The 18978-nt window shown below is 66.2% G+C and carries 13 protein-coding genes; 6 read left to right on the top strand and 7 right to left on the bottom strand.

Going from position 1 to position 18978, the window contains the following annotated elements; genetic code table 11:
* The 3 genes from AAGD32_15700 to pflA form a co-directional block, all read left to right on the top strand.
* Nucleotides 1-837: MFS transporter (locus AAGD32_15700; protein ID MEM8875690.1), on the top strand; the 837-nt coding region annotated here is incomplete at its 5' end.
* Nucleotides 838-965: 128 nt separating this feature from the next.
* A complete protein-coding gene (gene pflB, locus AAGD32_15695; protein MEM8875689.1) occupies nucleotides 966-3236 on the top strand; it encodes a formate C-acetyltransferase in 2271 nt (756 codons plus the stop codon).
* Between the two features lie 127 nt (nucleotides 3237-3363).
* Nucleotides 3364-4197 (top strand): pyruvate formate-lyase-activating protein, encoded by an 834-nt coding sequence (gene pflA, locus AAGD32_15690; protein MEM8875688.1) that lies wholly within the window; start codon nucleotides 3364-3366, stop codon nucleotides 4195-4197.
* Nucleotides 4198-4201: 4 nt separating this feature from the next.
* On the opposite strand, the gene AAGD32_15685 is transcribed toward pflA, so the two are convergent.
* Nucleotides 4202-6514: a prolyl oligopeptidase family serine peptidase gene (locus AAGD32_15685; GenBank protein MEM8875687.1), complete on the bottom strand. Its 2313-nt coding sequence runs from the start codon at nucleotides 6512-6514 to the stop codon at nucleotides 4202-4204.
* Nucleotides 6515-6532: 18 nt separating this feature from the next.
* Nucleotides 6533-7639: a hypothetical protein gene (locus AAGD32_15680; protein ID MEM8875686.1), complete on the bottom strand. Its 1107-nt coding sequence runs from the start codon at nucleotides 7637-7639 to the stop codon at nucleotides 6533-6535.
* Nucleotides 7640-8170: 531 nt separating this feature from the next.
* Here AAGD32_15680 and AAGD32_15675 point away from each other — a divergent pair.
* The 3 genes from AAGD32_15675 (at nucleotide 8171) to AAGD32_15665 (ending at nucleotide 10463) form a co-directional block, all read left to right on the top strand.
* Entirely contained in the window at nucleotides 8171-8851 is a 681-nt protein-coding gene (locus AAGD32_15675) for a ParA family protein (GenBank protein MEM8875685.1), read from the top strand.
* A gap of 91 nt (nucleotides 8852-8942) precedes the next feature.
* Entirely contained in the window at nucleotides 8943-9347 is a 405-nt protein-coding gene (locus tag AAGD32_15670; protein ID MEM8875684.1) for a hypothetical protein, read from the top strand.
* Nucleotides 9348-9473: 126 nt separating this feature from the next.
* On the top strand, nucleotides 9474-10463 hold the full coding sequence (locus tag AAGD32_15665) for an ADP-ribosylglycohydrolase family protein (protein ID MEM8875683.1): 990 nt from the start codon (nucleotides 9474-9476) through the stop codon (nucleotides 10461-10463).
* On the opposite strand, the gene AAGD32_15660 is transcribed toward AAGD32_15665, so the two are convergent.
* From AAGD32_15660 to AAGD32_15640, 5 genes are all read right to left on the bottom strand, one after another.
* Nucleotides 10449-11879 carry a reverse transcriptase family protein gene (locus tag AAGD32_15660; protein MEM8875682.1) on the bottom strand — a complete coding sequence of 477 codons (1431 nt, stop codon included), beginning with the start codon at nucleotides 11877-11879 and terminating at the stop codon, nucleotides 10449-10451. The genes AAGD32_15665 and AAGD32_15660 overlap by 15 nt on opposite strands.
* 377 nt (nucleotides 11880-12256) lie before the next feature.
* Nucleotides 12257-13996 carry an SWIM zinc finger family protein gene (locus AAGD32_15655; GenBank protein ID MEM8875681.1) on the bottom strand — a complete coding sequence of 580 codons (1740 nt, stop codon included), beginning with the start codon at nucleotides 13994-13996 and terminating at the stop codon, nucleotides 12257-12259.
* A complete protein-coding gene (locus tag AAGD32_15650) occupies nucleotides 13993-16836 on the bottom strand; it encodes a hypothetical protein (protein MEM8875680.1) in 2844 nt (947 codons plus the stop codon). The genes AAGD32_15655 and AAGD32_15650 overlap by 4 nt, the downstream gene beginning before the upstream one ends.
* Before the next feature lie 11 nt (nucleotides 16837-16847).
* The gene (locus AAGD32_15645; GenBank protein MEM8875679.1) at nucleotides 16848-17597 is read right to left on the bottom strand and encodes a macro domain-containing protein; all 750 of its coding nucleotides are present in this window, start codon (nucleotides 17595-17597) and stop codon (nucleotides 16848-16850) included.
* 64 nt (nucleotides 17598-17661) lie between these two features.
* A partial coding sequence (locus AAGD32_15640) for a hypothetical protein (protein ID MEM8875678.1) occupies nucleotides 17662-18978 on the bottom strand: 1317 nt, incomplete at its 5' end.

Raw genomic sequence — 18978 nt, 5'->3', positions numbered from 1 at the left:
TTCCTCGCCGACGGCTCGACCGAGGCCGAGCCGGTGTACACGACGTGGAGCGTCGCGCGGACGTTCTTCCTGTTGGGCGGGGTGTACGCGGTGGTGATGTTCGCGTCGGCGCAGTACCTAGCCCCCCCGCCCAAGGGCTACGTGCCTGCCGGCTGGGACGCCGAAGCCGCCAAGGCACCGGGCCGGCAGAAGCAAGACCTCGCCCAGCTCACGGCGAACGAGTCGCTGCGCACCCGGCGGTTCTACTTCATGTGGCTCATGCTGTTCATCAACGTCACGTGCGGCATCGCGGTGATCAGCGTTGCCTCGCCGATGGCCGCGACGATGCTCGACTTCGGGCCGGTCGAGGCGGGCTTCCTCGTCGGGCTCATCGGGGTGTTCAACGGGCTCGGCCGGATCGCGTGGGCCTCGGCGAGCGACTACCTCGGTCGGCCGCTCACCTTCAGCCTGTTTTTCCTGATCCAGATCGCGGCGTTCGCCCTGCTGCCGAACGTGCAGAGCGCGATCCTGTTCCAGGTACTGATCTGCCTGATCCTCACGTGCTACGGCGGCGGGTTCGCGACGGTGCCAGCGTTTCTCGGCGACCTGTTCGGAACCAAGCAGCTGGGCGCGATCCACGGCTACACGCTCACGGCCTGGGCCGCGGCGGGCGTGGCCGGGCCGAGCGTGATCATCCCGTTGGTCAAGCAGTTCGCCGGCGAGGCCGACACGCCGGCGTACTACGCAACGGTGCTGTACGTCTTCGCGGGCCTGTTCGTGGTGGCATTTCTGGTGTCGCTGCTGATGGCCGCGGACGTCCGTGCCAAGCGGCGTCAAATGGCCGTCCAGCCCGCGTGACAAGGTGTCGCGGGGCACACCGCCGCAAGCCCTTCACGGCCGGACCAAATTGGATAAACTGATAACGACATCAGATTAAGCCGATGCACTTCAACGGCTGACTCACCCCACCCTTACCCGACCCCGCCATGGAAAACCAACGCGATACCGTGACCGTCGTTCCGACCGATGCCGCTACCGATCCGTGGCGCAGCTTTACCGGCAACTGCTGGCGTGAAGCGATCAGCGTCCGCGAGTTCGTCCAAGCGAACTACACGCCCTACGACGGCGACGACGCGTTCCTCGAGCCGGCCACACCGCGAACCGACGCGGTCTGGAACCAGCTCTGCGAGCTGTTCAAGCTCGAACGTGAGAAAGGCGTCCTCGACATCGACATGACGCCTTCGTCGATCACCGCCCACAAAGCCGGCTACATCGACCAGGACAACGAGGTCATCGTCGGCCTGCAGACCGACGCTCCGCTCAAGCGAGCCATCTTCCCCAACGGCGGATGGCGCATGGTCGAGAAGTCGCTGCAGACCTACGGCTTCGAGCCCGACCCGATGCTCCGCGAGATCTTCACCAAGTACCGCAAGACCCACAACGACGGCGTCTTCGACGTGTACACCCCCGAGATCCGCGCCGCGCGTTCGAGCCACATCGTCACCGGCCTGCCCGACGCGTATGGCCGCGGGCGGATCATCGGCGACTACCGCCGCATCGCGCTCTACGGCATCGACCGCCTCATCGAAGCCAAGAAGGCCGAGAAGAAGCAAGTCAACGAGATGCACTCCACCGAGTCGGTCATCCGCGACCGCGAGGAGATCGCCGAACAGATCAAGGCGCTCAACGAACTCAAGGCGATGGCCGCGAGCTACGGCCTCGACGTGAGCAAGCCGGCGGCCAGCGCGAAGGAGGCCGTCCAGTGGGTCTACTTCGGCTACCTCGCCGCGGTGAAGGAACAGAACGGCGCGGCGATGAGCCTGGGCCGAACCAGCACGTTCCTCGACATCTACATCCAGCGCGACCTCGCCGAGGGCAAGATCACCGAGGCCGAAGCACAGGAGATGATCGACGACTTCGTCATGAAGCTGCGCATCGTCCGCTTCCTCCGCACGCCCGAGTACGACGCCCTGTTCAGCGGCGACCCGACGTGGGTGACCGAATCGCTCGGCGGCGTGAGCGCCGACGGCCGACCGTTGGTGACGAAGAACTCCTTCCGCTTCCTGCAGACGCTCTACAACCTCGGCCCGGCGCCCGAGCCGAACATGACCGTGTTCTGGTCCGAGAAGCTCCCCGAAGGGTTCAAACAGTTCTGCGCGAAGGTGAGCATCGACACCAGCAGCGTGCAGTACGAGAACGACGATCTACTCCGCCAGAGTCGCGGCGACGATGCGGCGATCGCGTGCTGCGTGAGCGGCATGGCCGTCGGCAAGGAGATGCAGCTCTTCGGTGCCCGCGTGAACCTCGCCAAGTGCCTGCTCTACGCCATCAACGGCGGCCGGGACGAGCTCACCGGCGACCAGGTCATGCCCGGCTTCGAGCCGGTCGAGGGAGTCGTCCTCGACGCCGACGAAGTGCTCGCGCGGTTCGACAAGGCGATGGACTGGTTGGCCCGTGTGTACGTGAATGCCATGAACTGCATCCACTTCATGCACGACAAATACGCTTACGAGCGCATCGAGATGGCCCTGCACGACTACGCCCCGAAGCGCACGATGGCCTTCGGCATCGCGGGCCTCAGCGTCGTCGCCGACTCGATCAGTGCTATCCGCCACGCACAGGTCAAAGTCACTCGCGACGAGACCGGCCTAGTCACCGACTACGAAGTCGTCGGCGACTATCCCAAGTACGGCAACAACGACGACCGCGTCGACGAGATCGCCCAGTGGCTCGTCGCGGAGTTCATGAACAAGCTCCGCAAGCACCCGACCTACCGCGACGCCACCCACACCCAGAGTGTGCTGACGATCACGAGCAACGTGGTGTACGGCAAGAGCACCGGCGGCACGCCCGACGGGCGCAAGACCGGCGAGCCGTTCGCGCCCGGGGCCAACCCGATGCACGGCCGCGACACCGAGGGTTACATCGCCAGTTCACTCTCGGTCTCCAAGCTCCCCTACGACGAGTGCCGCGACGGCATCAGTCTGACCAACACTGTCCTGCCCTCGGCGCTGGGTAGCAACAAGGAAGACCAGATCCGCAACCTCGCGGGCTGCCTCGACGGCTACTTCGGTTCGGGCGGGTTCCACATGAACGTCAACGTCCTCGACCGCGAGACGCTGCTCGACGCCATGGAACATCCCGACAAGTACCCGCAGCTCACCGTCCGCGTCAGCGGCTACGCGGTCAACTTCGTCAAACTCACACGCGAACAACAGGAGGACGTGATCAGCCGAACCTTCCACGCGAAACTGTAAATCTTCCCTCAGCCCAACCGCGGGTTGCAGCGCCGGTCCTGAAGCACCCAACCACGTCGCCAGCAGGCGATACGCTTGCCTTGGTCAGTGATCCGGATCTGCAGCCCGCGGCGTTCTTTTATCCACCATGCCCTGCCCCGTCCCACTGCTCGAACCCAAGTCACGCGTCGGCATGCGTCTGCCGATTCTCGACGCGGTGGCGCGGGATGGTGAACGCGACGCCCGCCGGCGCGGCGAGGTCGGCTTCGTCCACTCGACCGAGAACGCCAGCGCCGTCGACGGACCCGGACTGCGGTACGTCGTCTGGACCACCGGCTGCCTCATGCGCTGCCAGTACTGCCACAACCCCGACACCTGGCAGCGCGGCGGCGGGACACGTCGGACGGTCGATGACGTGCTCGAAGGCGTGGCGAAGTTCACACCTTTCCTCAAGGCGGCCGGCGGCGGACTGACCGTCAGCGGCGGCGAGCCGCTCGTCCAAGCCGAGTTCGCCAAGAACCTGCTCCGCGACGGCAAAGCGCTCGGCCTGCACACCGCGCTCGACACCAACGGCTTCCTCGGCGACCGACTCACCGACGACGACCTCGACGAGATTGACCTGTTCCTGCTCGATCTCAAGAGCTACCTGCCCGAGTTGCACGAGCGTGTCACCGGGGTCCCGGTCGGGCCGATCCTCGATTTTGCACGCCGGCTCAGCGAGCGCGGCCGACCGATGTGGCTTCGACTCGTGCTGGTGCCGGGGCTGACCGACGGGGCCGACAACCTCGAAGGCTGGGCGACGTTCGTCGTCTCGCTCGATCACGTCGAACGGGTCGAGGTGCTGCCCTTCCACCAGATGGGCCAGCACAAGTGGCAAGAGCTTGGCGTCGCCTACCCCCTCGACGCCACCCCGCCCTGCCCGCCCGAGCGCGCCGACGAAGTCCGCGACTACTTCCGCGGCTTCGGCCTGCCCGTCGCGTAACGCTTCAATCATCGATCGCCCACGCGTTGTCGAAGATTCCTGCCTCGTGGATCGCGGCTTGTTGGACGTCGAACACAACCCAGTCGGGCGGACTCACACCGCTGACGAAGACCGACACGAGCGCGAGTTGCCGCATGGCCTCGGGCGTATCGGCACCGACGACGCCGACGAGCGCGACGGCGCTGTCGGGCTTGGGTCGGACCAGCAGGACCCCGGCATCGTTGTAGGCATTGTCGCCGACCTTCACGCCGTTCCGCGCGACGGTGACTGGTGTGTCGGGGAGCAGGCGTGTCCACGCCGCGTTCGTATCGGCGTTGCCATAGAGCACAACGTTGCGGTCGGGCCGGTCGTGATCGGCAAGGTCGGTATCGCGGACGATGCGGAGCGTGCCGTTGCCGCGGTAGGCGAAACTTTCCGCGTGGAACCGTGCGAGCGCCGCGTTCGCCGCCGTCTCACTCGGCTGGCCACCCGTGCCGACAACGAGCAACACGTCACGATCGAACGCATGCTTGAACGGCCCTGTCCGCGCGGCCGACTTCTCCCCCACCGGCGTCGGATCGACCAACGTCCAGTTCCCGGCATTATCGCGGAGGATATGAGCCGGGCCACTGCCGTCGTGATCGAGCCTCGTGCCATCAACGACGAGCGCGATCGCGGGGAGATCAAGGGTGAGCCGGCGGACGTTTTCGGTATCGAGTGTAACGGTATCGACGGAGCGGGCGGCTTCCACGCGGCTCGGTTGCAATGGGCGCTGCTGCTGTTCGACCGTCAACCAACCGCGACGGCCGGAGACCGAGGGATTGGCGGTAATGAGCGTGAATGCCTCATCGCCCGCCGGCTTCCGCTCCGCGAGAAACGCGAACATCTCGGCGAGGTCCACGCAGTCCGCACCCGGCGTGTCGGGCTCGTCCCACCAGTGACCCTTACCAGGCCGGATGTCGAGGACGACGTCGTCATGCAGTTCGCGCATGGCCGCGGCGAGATCGCGTGCCTGTTGAGGCGGGACGTTGTCGTCGGCATCACCGTGCAGGACGTAGACGCCGGTGCGATCAAGGTTGGGCAGCAGCGCGTAGGTGTCGCTGGTACCGGTGGCCGCGCGGTAGGCCGGCGGATGACGTTGCAGAGTCCGTGCGCCCGGCGGGTAAGTATCGAAACTCCCCCACCCCGCACTCGGGGCCAATGCGGCGAAGACACCCGGCGTGTTGGCCGCGACGTTCCATACACCGTGCCCGCCCATGCTGTGTCCCGTGAGGTAGGTCGGCACATCGGCGGCGCTGAAGTGCTCCCGCGCATCGGCCAGTGCTTCCAAGGCGTCGATCCGACCCCAGTCCTCCCAGTCGAAGCCGAAAGGCCGACGGTTGGTCGGACACACGATCGGCCACGTCCGCTTGCGTGAATATGCCCGGGCGTGGTTCGTTGCTTCCACGCTGGCACCGTGCAGCGATAACACGATCGCTTCGACTTCGGACTCCAGCGCTGGTTGCACCGCGTAGTACTGCACGCTGCCGTCGACCCCGCTGATGAATGTGCGTCGATACACGTCGCCCGCATCACGCACCGGCAGGTCGAGTGATACTTCGTGCATGACGCATTCGCCGACCATCAGTTCCAACCGCTTTACGCAAGTCGGCCCGCCGTCGTAATGAACCATCACCGGAACCTGCTGACGGGTCATCGGCGCGATCATCGGCAACGCCTGTTCGACGCCGTCGACCCGCAACCGCGGCGTCACCGGTTTATCCGTCGCGTTGACCACGGCCAGCCCGACCGGCATGCGGGTGCTCGTTTCTCGTCGCGGATCGAACACGGTCCGATCCCCTTCCGCGAAGAACACCGTGGCAACCGGCTCTGCGATATCGAACACGAACGCTCCTCGGCCCGAGAGCCGAACCACGAGTTCGTTGTCACCTTCGGCCAGTCGGACAGGTAATGACCAAAACCCATAGCCGTACGGATCGCCCGGCCGAGGGCCATCGGCGTCGACCAGCAGCGCGTGGCCCTGGGCGTGGAACATCACGACACGCTCGCCGTCGCTCCGCACGGTCAGTCGGGCATGAGTCGCCCGCCCACTGAAGCGGAACCGCTCGTCGGTTTCATCGAGATTGGCCCCAACCCACTCGCCGGGCAAGTCGGCCCCCGCGAGGGCCGCACGGATTACCGGGTCATCGACGATCGGCACCCGACCCCCGGCGGTGCGCACTTGGGTCACCTCGCAAGCGGTGACTTGGACGCCTTTCACGCCGGTCTCGGCCGACCGGGCGGTCGGTGCGGCAACCTGAATGACGAAACAAACGACCAAAAACGTGCGCCAGAACATGGGCAGCATGCTACCGGATCAGCCCGCCCCGCCCTGCTCGAGGAGGAGCTCGGCGATGCAGGAGCGGAGGTACTTGTGATCGCGGTCGGCTTGGACGAGCCGCTTGCGGTCCTTTTCCGATTCGGCCGATTCGATCACCCGGTGGCGGAGGTCATCGAACGTCGCGTCGTCAAGGTCCGGCACGCGCGCCCAGGCGGCTTCGAAGGGATCCACTTTCGGCTCGGGCTTGGCGGTGGCGAGTTTGCGTTTCGCGGCGGCGAGGTGCTTGACCTTCCAACCTTCACGGATCGCGTCGACGAGCCAGCCAGGCGTGTAGCGTCGTCCTTCCTCACGGTTGAGCCGGAACGCTTCGACGTATGCCATGATCGCCTCGGCGTCAAAGTCCTCGGCCAGCGCCGTCGCGGTACGCGGGGCAATCCCCAACTTCACAAGTACAACCACCACGTCTTCGGGTCTTGAGTGGTTGTTAGAAGAGTTCTCAGAGGCTTTCTCAATTAGGCTGCCGCTGGTGACATTGGGGGTGCGACGTCGGCGGCTCTGGGCCAACGCCTTGCGTGACACTGCCCCACTGTCGTCGGCGACACGCTTGCCACTGACGTTCTTGTCACTGCCCCTCTGTCGTGAATGGCATTGGGTAGATTGGGGGGTCGTGTCGGGTGCGACGGGAACGAGCAACTGGTAGCGGTTGATCTCCTGCTGCGGGCGGTTCTTACCGTGGCGGGTTTGGGCGACCAGCTGCATCGCCTTGAGGTCGGCGATGCCGCGGTAGCACTGGCGGACGCTGATGCCGCTGAGCTTGGAGAGCTCGGGGTAGCTGACCTCGCAGACGTAGGTTTCGCTGAAGGCGGCCTTCTTCGCCAGCGGCAGATACACCGCCCGGGCACTGGGTCCCATCTGGGCCCACATGCCCGTGTCGATCAGCGAGTGCATCACGCGGAACCAGCGGCTGCTCTTGGTCCCGGCCTCGTCGGCGGTCATAAACACCACCGGCTGATCGGACTCGATGTAAGTCCGATGTGTCTCGGGTTCAGGGATGTCGGGGTCGACGTATTCGGGGTCGACGCGGCGCGCGCTGGTGCTGGGGAGGTCGGGGGTCGGCGTGCGTCCTGTGCGTCGTCGGGTCACGTGCTCCCTCACGTTGGCGATCGCTGTCGTTGCGACCGGTCCGGATCATCGTGACCGATCCCGGCCGCGAGCCCAATGTTGCGTCCGTGGAGCGACAACCCGTGGGGGTTGACCGGCACCCAAACGCCAACATCTTGGGCATTGTAGCGGGAGGTCGTCGGGTGCCAAGCGCCATCGTGCGGGCTTCGTCGGTGTGCGGGGCGCCCCCGGGAACCGGGGCGGGGCAACGGCGTGGCTCTGGTCGAAGCGCCGCACGCGGCCAGGGCGACGTCGTCGCCCGGCTACCGACGTCGTTCTGTTCATACGCGAAGCCACCCAGACACCTAGGTGTCTGGCAACCTTGGTGTCTGGGTGTCGGGCCAGGTGTCTGGGTGTCGGGCCAGGTGTCTGGGTGCTTTGAACATCCGGCGTCGGTCGGCGTTGTGGGGTACGTCGCTGCCGTCACCGTTGGCCGCCCTGTCCGCCCCGGTCCATCCTCACCGTTCACGAACCGACTGTTGCTCCGAGCATGGCCCGGCCGATACGTCGTGCATGCTCGTCACCATCACCAACCAGAAGGGCGGCGTGGGCAAGACCATGCTCACCGTGCACCTCGCCTGCTGGCTCGAACAGCAGGGCGTGCCCGTCGTGGTGCTCGACGCGGACAACCAGGGCTTGACCGCCGAGTGGCTCGAGAAGGCCGCCCCGGACATGCCGTGCCTGCACAGCGCCGACGCCAAGGAGCTCAACACCGTCCTAGACCGCATCGACGACAAGTACGTCGTGCTCGCCGATGCACCGCCGGGATTGGGCGAGGGGTCGATCACGCTGCTCAAACGTTGCGACCGCGCGATCATCCCGCTGCGGCCCAGCTTCAGCGACATGCGCGCCACCGTCCAAACCCTGCGCACCCTCGACAAGCTCACCGAAGAGCGCGGCAAGTCTTTCGAGGCAACGCTCGTCGTGAACATGATGCGTAGCGGGGCGAACCACACGAAGCTCGCCGTCGCGACGCTGCCGCAGTACGGCTTCCCCGTCGCCGACACGACCATCGGCCACCGCACCGCTTTCGAGAACGCCAGCAGCGAGGGCACCGTCGTGTGGCGCATGACCCCGCCGGACACGAAGGCCGTCAAGGAAATCCAAGCCCTCTGCACCGAACTCGAAGCCGCCATCACCGGCGGTGGTCGGAAGCGTTCCTCGGAACAACAACTCGAAGCCCTCGCGGCGTAATCGACGCCATTCCCTGTAGGGCAGGCACCGCCTGCCACCGCGATCAAGCCCCGACGGCAGGCCGTGCCTGCCCGACAAACAGAATCACACCATGAGCATCAAGACCAACAACGCGATGGCCGCCCTGTTGAACACCACCGCCGTCCCCAGCGATGTCGAGCAACGCATCAGCCCGTCCCAGGCACCCGTCGACGAAATGCCCGAGCCGAAGAAGCCCGCCAAGCAAATCCGCCGCGAGGTGAAGCCGGCCAAGCCGAAGACGCCCGCGGCCAAGTCCAACCGTGACGACGTCAACGTCAACATGGACCACCTGCACAAGGGCGAGAGCACCAAGCAGTTCACCCTGCGCATGCCCGTGACCATGTGGGCCCGGCTCAAGCTGATGACCACCCGCGCCCAGCTCACCGGCGAAGGCACTAAGACCCAGCAGGAGATGATCCTCCAAGCCGTCGAAGCGTTCCTCGAACAACAGGACGACGCCAAGCTCGCGGCGTAGGGCGAGAGCGCGCCCATGGACGAGGCTATCGCGATTCACCCCGCTGAACACCAAAGGGCAAGACGTTACCCGTCCACACGCCGTTCACCGTCGGCGGCGTTGTCGCCACGTTGGTAAGCTTCGCCCATGACGATCGGACAAGATGTTCTGCGGGACCGGGTACGCGGATGCGTGGTCGGCGCGGCGATCGGAGACGCGCTTGGGCACGAGACCGAGTTCCTGTCGATGGAAGCGATCCGCCAACGTTTCGGCACGGCAGGCGTCGCCGGATTCGAGCGGTGGGGCAGTGACCCGGCGACAGGCCGACGGGTCGCGCTCTTCACGGACGACACGCAGATGGCCGAATGCGTGCTGCGTGCGTTGCTTGCCGGGGGAGCCGTCCCGGAGCGTGACGTGGTGATGGCTGACATGTGCGAGCGGTTCGTCGGGTGGTCTCGTGCGCCGATCGGCGGCCATCGGGCCCCGGGCGGTGCGTGCATGTCCGGGTGTTCAGCGCTGGCCGGCGGGGCGGACTGGCGAACGGCGGGGGGTGCAACGGCGGGCGGGTGCGGCAGCGTCATGCGGGTTTACCCGGTCGGTCTGCGATTTGCGTTCGCCGAGGCTCACGAGCGGGAATGGTGGGCCGTCGCGCAAAGCTGGCCGACGCACCGTGATCCGATCGCGACGGCGGCGAGCGCGGCGATGGCCGCGGGGGTGGCGGGGTTTCTGCGTGGCGACGACGACCGTCACGTCTTCGCCGACATGACCGCCGCAGCCGCACGGCACGACTACAAAACCGCAGGCATGATCTGTCGCGCCTTGCGCGCCGCCGAGGACGGCACCAATCCCGCGAGCGTCTACGACAAGTATCGCGGTTGGGCCGCCCACGAAGCCATCGCCGCCGGCGTGTTCGCCGCCGCCCGGCAACCGTCCGACACCGCCGCGGCCATGCTCGAAGCCGCCAACACCCCCGGCGACAGCGACTCGCTGGCCACCCTTGCGGGAGGATTGCTGGGGGCGCGCAACAGGCTTTCGACGCTGCCGCAAGACTGGGTTCGTGACATCGAGCGCTCGGCGGAGTTCCTCGCGTTGGCGGACGAGTTGACCGATCTGATCGGCGTGTCAATCGGAATCTAGCGCCGCAGCCAACGCCGCTTGCCACTGCACGGCTCGTGCCGGGTCGCAGCGGCAAGCTTGGGCGACGCGGCCCTTGAGGTGTTCGGCGAAGTCCGGGCGGGCGGTGCGGTTTTGGCTTGCGAGGCCGTGCTTGGCGGCGTTATGGAGGATGGCTCGCAACTCGCGGCGGTCCGGGCGGGATTGCCCGGGTGATTCGTTGACCGTCAGGCCGGTGACTTCCTGCCGGTGATGGGAACGCATGACCTGCGTTTTCTTCGGCTGCTCGTGAAGATCTTCGCCCTTGAGGATCCGGCGGACGCCGCCCAGGAGCTTGCCGACATTGGCGGAGCAGTCGGCGTGGCTGAAGGTCAGGTCGTCGGCGTAGCGGGTGTAAGTGAAGCCGAGCGCCGCAGCGTGGCCGGCGAGGCGTCGATCGAGGCGGCGGCACAGGCGGTTGGTGATTGCCGGGCTCGTCGGTGCGCCTTGGGGCAGGCGTCGTTCGCCGAGCGCGACCAACGTCATCCGCCCGTCGGCAAGTGATGCCTTCACCCTCGGCGGCTCGGTCGTGAGCAGCGCGAGCACCGTCGCCGCCGCACCGCTGTAGCCAAGCGCTTTGAACACGCCGCGGACGCGCGGGAACGTGATGGTGCCGAAGAAGTCGGCGAGGTCGAGGTTGACGACAACGGGGCGACCCGCATGGCTGGCGGCGTTGGTGAAGATGTCGCGGCCGGCGACGAAGCCGTGGGCGGCGTCGTGGACCGGGAGCTTGGCGAGGATGTGTTTTCGCACCTCGGCTTGTGCACGCTTGAGTTGTGGCTTGGGCGCGGAGATGCAGCGTGCGCCGCCGCCGGGCTTGGGCAAGTCGTAGCGGTGGTAGTGCACGATGGCCGCGCCGCGGCGGTGGTACGTCAGCCAACGCAGCTGCGAGAGAGGAACACCGAGGAACGTCGCGACGTCGGCCGCGGTGTGCATGACCGGTAGTTCGGCGTCGCGGAGTTTGTCGGCGTCGGATGTCTCGTCGTTCAACCCGTCGCTCACGCCATCGCCGAGGTAGGGGACACCGGCGTTTCGCTTCGCATCCCATGCCGCACGACGCTCGGCAGCCTCGATCGCCTGTCGCTCTTTCTTCGCCTTGCGCCGAGCCCGGCTGGATTTGAGCCGACGCTTGCGCTCGTCGGCGAGCAACCGGTTGGCGTCGGCGGTTCCGCCTCGCAATTCTCGCAGCTCCCGTTCGATCGCGCGGCGTTGCGACGCCTCGTCCGGCGGGTCTGGCGGTGGATCGATGTTCTTGGGCCAATACCCGTGATGCCGCATGCGGCTGAGCATCAGCATGTCCGTCCACGCCGACGCCTGCTCGACGAAACGTCGAAACAGTTTGGCTTTGCGATCTTCGGAGGACTGGGACATGTCGCGGGTGCCGTGGGCGGTGAAAGTCATGAGCAACGCGGGAGGTCGGTCGGGCCGGCCGCGGCGTGGCGGGCCGAAGGACACAAAGTGTCAGCGTTCGCGTCGGTCGCTTACGTCAAGCCGGGACTCGCCCGGTCAACTGAAGCGGGACCCCGCCACCGGTGCATCGCAGACCCGCAGGGTCGAACCAGTGCGATGCACCGGTGGCGGGGTCCCGCGGATGGCGAGCGGGCGGGTGATGGAACCGCAGCGCGGTGGCCTGCACGGCGTAACGCCGCACGCGATGGATCAAACCATCTGGCTAAGCCGGGCCGACGCGTTACACATCCGGCCCGCCGCGCCGGGGCCGGCCTCGGGGCCGACGTCCGACGTCGCTCATGAACATGTGGGGTGATTCGTCTGGGTGGTCAGCTCTGGTTGAGGTGGTACTGACGCAGCGCGAGCACATGCTCGCAGGGACCTTGCGTGAGTCGATGTTCCTTGAAGTGTCGGCAGGTGCAAGAGAACTCAAGGACCTTGCCCTCGGCATTGATGTGGACCAGTGGGCGGTACGATCGGCCGTCGGGGCCGCGGACGTTGCCGGAGATTTTCCACGTCGTATCGCCACCGACCTGCACGGGCCGCTTGGCGATGATCCGCACGTTGCCGGCGGCGACGATCTGCTCCGCGATGCGCTGGCGGTCGCCGCCGATTTTTCCTTTGGGCGTTGCTCCGGCATCGGTCGCGCGGCGGGCGGCCTTCTCGTCGAACGGGCCGGCGAAGAGGTCGCGGTGGCGGTAGATCATGCCGGCCGATTCGTCGTTGCCTATCGAGCCGAGGTCCGCCGTCGCCCGGCCCACGGCACACAACGCGTTGACCGCCGCCCGGGCTTTATGCACGTCGAGCCCCGTCGCCGCGGAAAGGCCCGGCTCGTCCATCCGGCGGTGTTCGCGCAGTGCCGTGTACGCCGACATCAGCTCGGTCGCCGTGCAGTCTTTCGGCCGGGCGAGCAGCGAGAACTGATCGTCGCCGGTCCAGTCGTTGTCGGTCCAGCCGGAGAGGCCGAGGGTGAACGTCACGCCCGGCCCGAGTCGCAGGACGTACAGGCTCGGCATGCCGGTGCCGGCGAGGAAGACGTCCACGCCGGTCATCATCGGCAACAGGCGTTCGATCGTCCGTAGTCGGTCTCGGCCCCATGTGCGGATCGTCGTCGGCTCCGGGCCGTGGTAGCGCGTCGAGAACTCAACGGCATGTTCCCATGGCTCGAGTACGACCCGGCCCGGCTGACCCGGCGTAAGTTCCCAGCGGATCGCCCGCGGACTCTTGCGTGCCCGGCCGAGTCGGCGGAGCGTGCGGACGAGGTTGAACAGGTCGATGCCGCGCAGCCGCAGGCGGGTCAGCCCCAAAGACATCGTCGCGTGCACCTGCAGGAAGCCATTGACCCACGAGTCGGGCAGGTCGATCTTCTTCTCGAGATGATCGCCGTCGATGCCGGCCCCGGTGGTTTGCACGGAGAAGCCCGACGGCTTCACACCGAAGCGCGTGGTGCGGTAGGTGCGCAGGCGCTGGAGTTGTTCGTGGAGCTTGACGGAGAAGTCGATATTGGTCGTGCCGAACTGCCGGTCGGGACTACCGTCGAAGAGGTCTTGGCTGACGCTGAGCCGGGCGTAGGTCGACTCGTCACGGCTGAACGCTTCGAAGCTCACTTCGTCGGGCGCGACGGTGACGACAGGGTCGAGCAGGTACCAGAGTTCGTAGGAGTTCCGCCACGCGACTTCGTTGAAGTAGCGGGCCTTGGCGGTGATGAACGCGGCGCGGCGTTCATTGCGTTTGAGGTCGAGTTGGGCCAGTGACTCGGTCAACTCGGCGACCCGGGCGGCTTTGCCGGCACCGTTGATGTTCTCGAGGAACGCCTTGTCCTGCCCCGCGAGCCAAGCGACAAACTCGGCGCGGTCGGCCAGCGGTTTGGGTTTGAACCGGAAGTCGCTGACCACCACCGCGTGCAACGCGCCGAGTGCTTCGCGCAACCGGAGCGGGTCGCGCAGCTCGCCTTCGAAGAACGTCGGCTCGCGGAGCTGGTTGGTCGCGAGGCCGACGGACATCGCGGTGGACGACGCGCGGCCGATGCCGCTGCGGGCCTCGAACTTGGCGGCGTAGGTGGTGCTCATGCGGCACCGTCCAGTCTGTGATTGCCGATCTGCGTGATTGCCAGTTGCTCGAACGCATCGGGCCGGGCGATCTTGACTGCAGCCAAGGCGGCGAGCGCGCGGTCCGCGTCGTCGGCGGTAACGGAGCGGGCGACGGGCAGCAGGATGTCGGCGGCGAGGCGGGCGGCATCGTCGGAGGTCGCGCCGCTCTCGGCGATGGCATCAAATACTCGCACCTTCAACGCCCGGCTCGGTGTCACGTCGAGTAGGGCCGTGACGAGTAGCGGACGAAGTTTGTGCAACGCATCGGCTCCGGCCGGCAGGGCATCGATCGCCATGTCCAACGCGAAGCTGCGCATGTCCCGGGCCGGGTGCTCGGCGAGCTTCTCGGCGAGGTCGGTCCTGTCGATCGTTGCCAGGCCTTCGAGCACGGCAGACTTCGCGGCGGTGCGCACGTCTTCGAGCGTCGAGTCGAGCAGGGCGAGGAAGTTGTCGACGCCGAGCGTGGCGAAGTCGGTCTGCCGCAGCAGCAGGTCGGCGATGACTTCGCGGGTGTCGGGCCACTGTCCCTCGGCCAGGTCGAGCAGTGGGGCGGGGTCGGTTTGCCAAAGTGTGGGGTGGGCGCGGAGCAGGTTGCAGGCAACGGCGCGGACGGATGTCACGTCGTGGTCGGCGAGCCGCAGCAAGCCGAGTAGGCCGAGCAACTCGACGGCATCGCTACGTTGTTCGAGCACCGCCGCAGCGACCCGGGCTGAGGCCGCTGGGCCGTCGAGCAGCGCAATGACATCGGTAGTGTCGGGCAACAGTTGGTCCGCTTCGAGGGCGAGAGCATCGGCCAGCACCGACGCGACGGCATCGAGCCGGGGGTCATCCGGTGTGCCCATCATCGTCCGTGCTTCGTCGATATCGTCGGCCGAGTCGTCGTCGGGCACCGGCATGGGCAGCGGCGGCGGGGGATTGTGCAGGATCAATAGCAACCGATCGGCCAACGCCCGGCGGACCGTGTCGTCCGCCTCCGACAACACCGCCACCAATACCTCGGCGGCAACGACCGCGGTGTCGGCCTGAGAACCGGTGAGAAGCCCGACCACCCGTTCCGGACCGTCGGTCCACGCATCGGGGCGACGGCGTAGCACTTCGTGGGCGACGGTCCGCGCTTCGTCACGCTCATCGAACGCGAGCCGCAGCACCAACGGCCAGTCGACCGCGTCGGTGCTGAGCCGACGTTGAAGTTCGTCGGCGGCGAGGGACACAACACGCTCGTTCGGGCTGTCGAGCATGGCGACGATGTCGTCGGCTTCGGCGGATTGCAGCGCGTTGGGGTGGCGCTCGATCCCGGCGAGGCCAAAAGCGATGAATCGCTCAATCCGGCTGCGGGCCAGGAGGGCTGCGAAAGCGGTCGGGTCGGCGTCCCAGAGTTGCGGGAACGCTTCGGGGCGATCGGCGGGGCGGGGCGCGGTTGTTTCCTGAGGCCGGGCGGATGGCGGATCGGCCGGTGTTTCGACGGCGGGGTCGAGCGGCGGGGCGTTGTTGCCGGTGAGCCAGTTGATGGCTCGTCCGAAGATTCCCGTGGGTCGTTCACGCCGAGCGGCTTGGAGGGCTTCGCGTCGTTGACGCCATTCGGCCTCCCGCCGGGCGCGGTCGGCGGCGCTCTCGGCTTTGCGACGCTCCACTTCGGAACGCGTCGCGGCGTCGATCCACTTCATCCCGCTGAAGAGGGTCGACGGGTCGCCGCCGTGAAGGATTCGGCCGACCAGATACGCCCGGTTCCAAGGATCGCGGCCGAAGAACGGGCTCCACTGCCAATGGTCGCTGCGTCGAGTGAGCAGGGCTTCGTCGGTCGGTTGATATCCGCCGAGGACGCATGCGGCATGTCGTGGGTAGTGGGCCGGGTCGTACTCGGCGAGATTGCGTAGATGACGCCAGACACGACGGCGGATGTAGTCGCGGGTGGTGCTGCGGAAGACGGTGGTGAAACCGACCTCGCCGGTGAGGCCGCTCTTGACGTTGGCGACCTGGGACGAGCTGCGCGAGACGTCGATCCGTGTGGCGAGTCGGCCGAGTGTGTCGGCATCGCGGCGGAGTTGGGCGCGCTTGAGGATGCTCTTGGTGTAGCGCCAGACGTACGGATCATGCCAGCCGTTACCGAGTTGAAAAAGGAAGTTACAGACGCCTTCGGCGATGACGGGTTGGTTCGTCAGGCCGGCGTACTCGTAGAGGAAGTCGGCGTACTGACCGCGGCGTTTGGGTTCGGCTTCGAGAAGGGTGGCGGCAATCCGGGCGGGTTCACTCGCTTTCGTCGGATCCAGCAACGGTCCGGCAAGTTCTTCCTCCAGACGCTCGACCGCACCGTCCAGCGAAGCGTGCGAGCCGAGATTGATCAACGCCTCGACCCCACTGCGGCGTCGGCTCAGCAGCTTGCGGGCGGCGTGTTCGGCGACGATCTCGGCGGCATGCTCATCCCCGCAGGTGCCCAGCGCGTCGATGATCGCGCAGGCTTCTTCGTTGGCGTTTTTCAGTGCCGCCAGCAACGGCTCACAGGCGATCGGATCGGCGAGGTAGAACAAACGTGTCGCGGCCAGTCCGCGTTGCCGAGGATCGCGTGGGGTGGCGGACAGATCCGTCAGCGCCGCCGTGGTCGCGCCGCTCTGAAAACCATCGGCCGCAAGCTCGGCACGCAATGTGGCAAACGCCTCGGATACTTCCCCTTCGTCAACCGGGCCGACCGTCTTGCTTGTCTGCAATCGATCGACGTTCCGCCCGACACCGACGCGCACGATCCAACCGCCGTCGGCCGGCTCGGCGCTGATCGAGGCTTGTCGACCATCGCGGTGTCTGAGGTTGATCGGGCGTGGTATCACGTTTTGGGGTGCTAGTCGAAGTCGTCGAAATCCTCGTCGGGTGGTGGTGCCGGGACGGCGACTTTCTGGGCTGGCGGAGCCGGCCTGACCGGCGGGGCGTCGCGCATCGGGTTCAGTTCCCCCAATTCCTCGGCCAACATGGCGCTCGCGTGACGGAAGTCGACGAACTCTCCGCCCATCATCAGCGAATACGCCGACCACATCAGGTCGGCCGCGATCTCCGGCGGAACCTGCCCGGTGCCCACGCCCAGCCCCGGCAGGGCGACGGTGTAGATCGGGTCGGTCGGATTCTCCTGGTTGTGCATTCGCACCGCCTGGAGCGCGGCCATGGCTGCTAACGCGACATTCATCGTCGCGGAAATGTCCTCGCTGCTCTGGTGCATCGTCGGGGTGCTCACCAGGAACCGAGGAACCTCCCGGCCGGTCGGTACACACGTCGCGCAACCCAGCGGCAGCGTCTCGTCGCGTCGGGAGACGAAACGGTCCTTGGCCATCCGCTTGGCCGCCGCTTCGATGCCGGTACCAAGCTCGTTCTTGATGACCGCGTCAAGTCCGCCGTCCATGCTGATCTTGCTGTTGGTGGGTGTCACCCAGGCGTCGACCCGCTGATCGAGCATCGAGCCCTGGACGATGTGGACCTCGGGGTTTTGCTCGAACGACTGCCGCCATGCCGCGACCATTTTGGGGGACAAGTCGACGAGCGTGACGATGAGCCGACGTTCGGGTTCGGCGGGAGGATGTTGGGTGCCTTGGACGTCCATGGTCATTGCCTCTTTCCGTGTCATCCTTGGGTCGGATGGGGGACGACATCGCGGGAGTGCGTCCTCAATGCGTGAACTCCACGAGGTACTCCAGTTTCTGGCGGGCCGGGTCGTACACGACGAACTCGTCATCGGCGAACTCGGAACCCTTGCCGCGAACGCCGTGGCAGGAGTCGTGACCGTCGGGCGGTCCGGTTAGGCCCCAGGTGATCTTTTTGTACTTGGCCGACTTACCCAGCGCGACCCTGGCCACGGCGAGAAACTGGGTGCGGCGTTTGCCGGGGGCCGCGTAGAAAGCGCTGGTGCAAGCGGCATCGCCGAAGTAAATGCCGTGTCCCAGCCAGCCGGCATCGGTGCGCCGCACGCCCATCTGGGCGACGAGTTTCGGCATGAGGATGCCACGCGACAGGATGCCGACCCAGTTGGACGCGCGCGACCCGTGGAAGAGTAGTTGTTCGTTGCCGACGCGGCCGTCGTAGCGCTCGTGTTCCTCGGGCCGCTTGACGCCCCAGATGCGCTTGACCTTCATCGACTTGATCTTCACTTGCGAGTCGAGCACGTGCTTGGCGATCTTCTTGAACTCCTTGTCCTTCGGCTCGATCGCACGCAGCTCACAGCCGAGGCTCCGGTACTGTTGATCCACCTCGGCATCGTAAAGAACACTGCCTTCCTCGCCGTTGACGCTGAGCATGTCGCGCATGAGCTGCAGGGTCTCCTGCTTGGCGGTGATGGCTTCGGCGGAGTCGATGACACTCTTGAGAACATCGGCGCGGGTACGACCGACGCGGTGGGGGATCGCGCTGTAGAACTCGCCGGTGAGGTCCGCAAGTTGATCGGCTTTCTTCGCCTTCGCCAATCGTTTCTTGCCGAAGACCTCGGCGATATCCACCAGCAGGGCTTCGCCTTTTTCTATCTGGCCAATGGTCAGAATGCCCAGCGGTGTCTCGATGCCGTTGGCCGTGATCTTGGCTTGGACCGTGTTGGTCAGAGCGTGGGTGGCTTCCTCGTAGAGATAGGTGACAACGTCTTTGACGTCCGGGTGAAGGTTTAGCGGCGGCGGCCCTTTGGGCTTCTTCTTTGCTTTCTTTTCCTTCTCGCGTTGTGCTTCGGCGGCGATCTCCAGCGTCTTCGCATCGACCTCGCCGGCGCTGGTCCCACGTGCCTTGGTGCTACCGATGCTGACGCTGGCGAGACTGATTTCCTTGTAACCTTTGGAGGGCGAAGTCTTCTGGTTGTAGATCTTCTGGTACTCGGCCGCGGCACGGTGCTCGTTGTCGAAGTAACGACACTCCTTTTGACCGCTCTCGGGATTGTTCTCGAGATCGTCGGTCCGGCCGTAGTGCGTGAACACCCGAAACGTCGCCTCGCCCTCGCCGCCGCT

The sequence above is a fragment of the Planctomycetota bacterium genome (assembly GCA_039182125.1).
Taxonomy (GTDB): Bacteria; Planctomycetota; Phycisphaerae; order Tepidisphaerales; family Tepidisphaeraceae; genus JBCDCH01.
The sequence above is the reverse complement of the archived record's forward strand: the minus strand, read 5'-3'. Positions and strand labels throughout refer to the sequence as shown.

Coding starts and splice junctions, on each gene's coding strand:
- pflB (MEM8875689.1), top strand. CDS start 966: ATGGAAAACCAACGCGATACCGTGACCGTCGTTCCGACCGATGCCGCT.
- pflA (MEM8875688.1), top strand. CDS start 3,364: ATGCCCTGCCCCGTCCCACTGCTCGAACCCAAGTCACGCGTCGGCATG.
- AAGD32_15685 (MEM8875687.1), bottom strand. CDS start 6,514: ATGTTCTGGCGCACGTTTTTGGTCGTTTGTTTCGTCATTCAGGTTGCC.
- AAGD32_15675 (MEM8875685.1), top strand. CDS start 8,171: ATGCTCGTCACCATCACCAACCAGAAGGGCGGCGTGGGCAAGACCATG.
- AAGD32_15670 (MEM8875684.1), top strand. CDS start 8,943: ATGAGCATCAAGACCAACAACGCGATGGCCGCCCTGTTGAACACCACC.
- AAGD32_15665 (MEM8875683.1), top strand. CDS start 9,474: ATGACGATCGGACAAGATGTTCTGCGGGACCGGGTACGCGGATGCGTG.
- AAGD32_15660 (MEM8875682.1), bottom strand. CDS start 11,879: ATGACTTTCACCGCCCACGGCACCCGCGACATGTCCCAGTCCTCCGAA.
- AAGD32_15655 (MEM8875681.1), bottom strand. CDS start 13,996: ATGAGCACCACCTACGCCGCCAAGTTCGAGGCCCGCAGCGGCATCGGC.
- AAGD32_15645 (MEM8875679.1), bottom strand. CDS start 17,597: ATGGACGTCCAAGGCACCCAACATCCTCCCGCCGAACCCGAACGTCGG.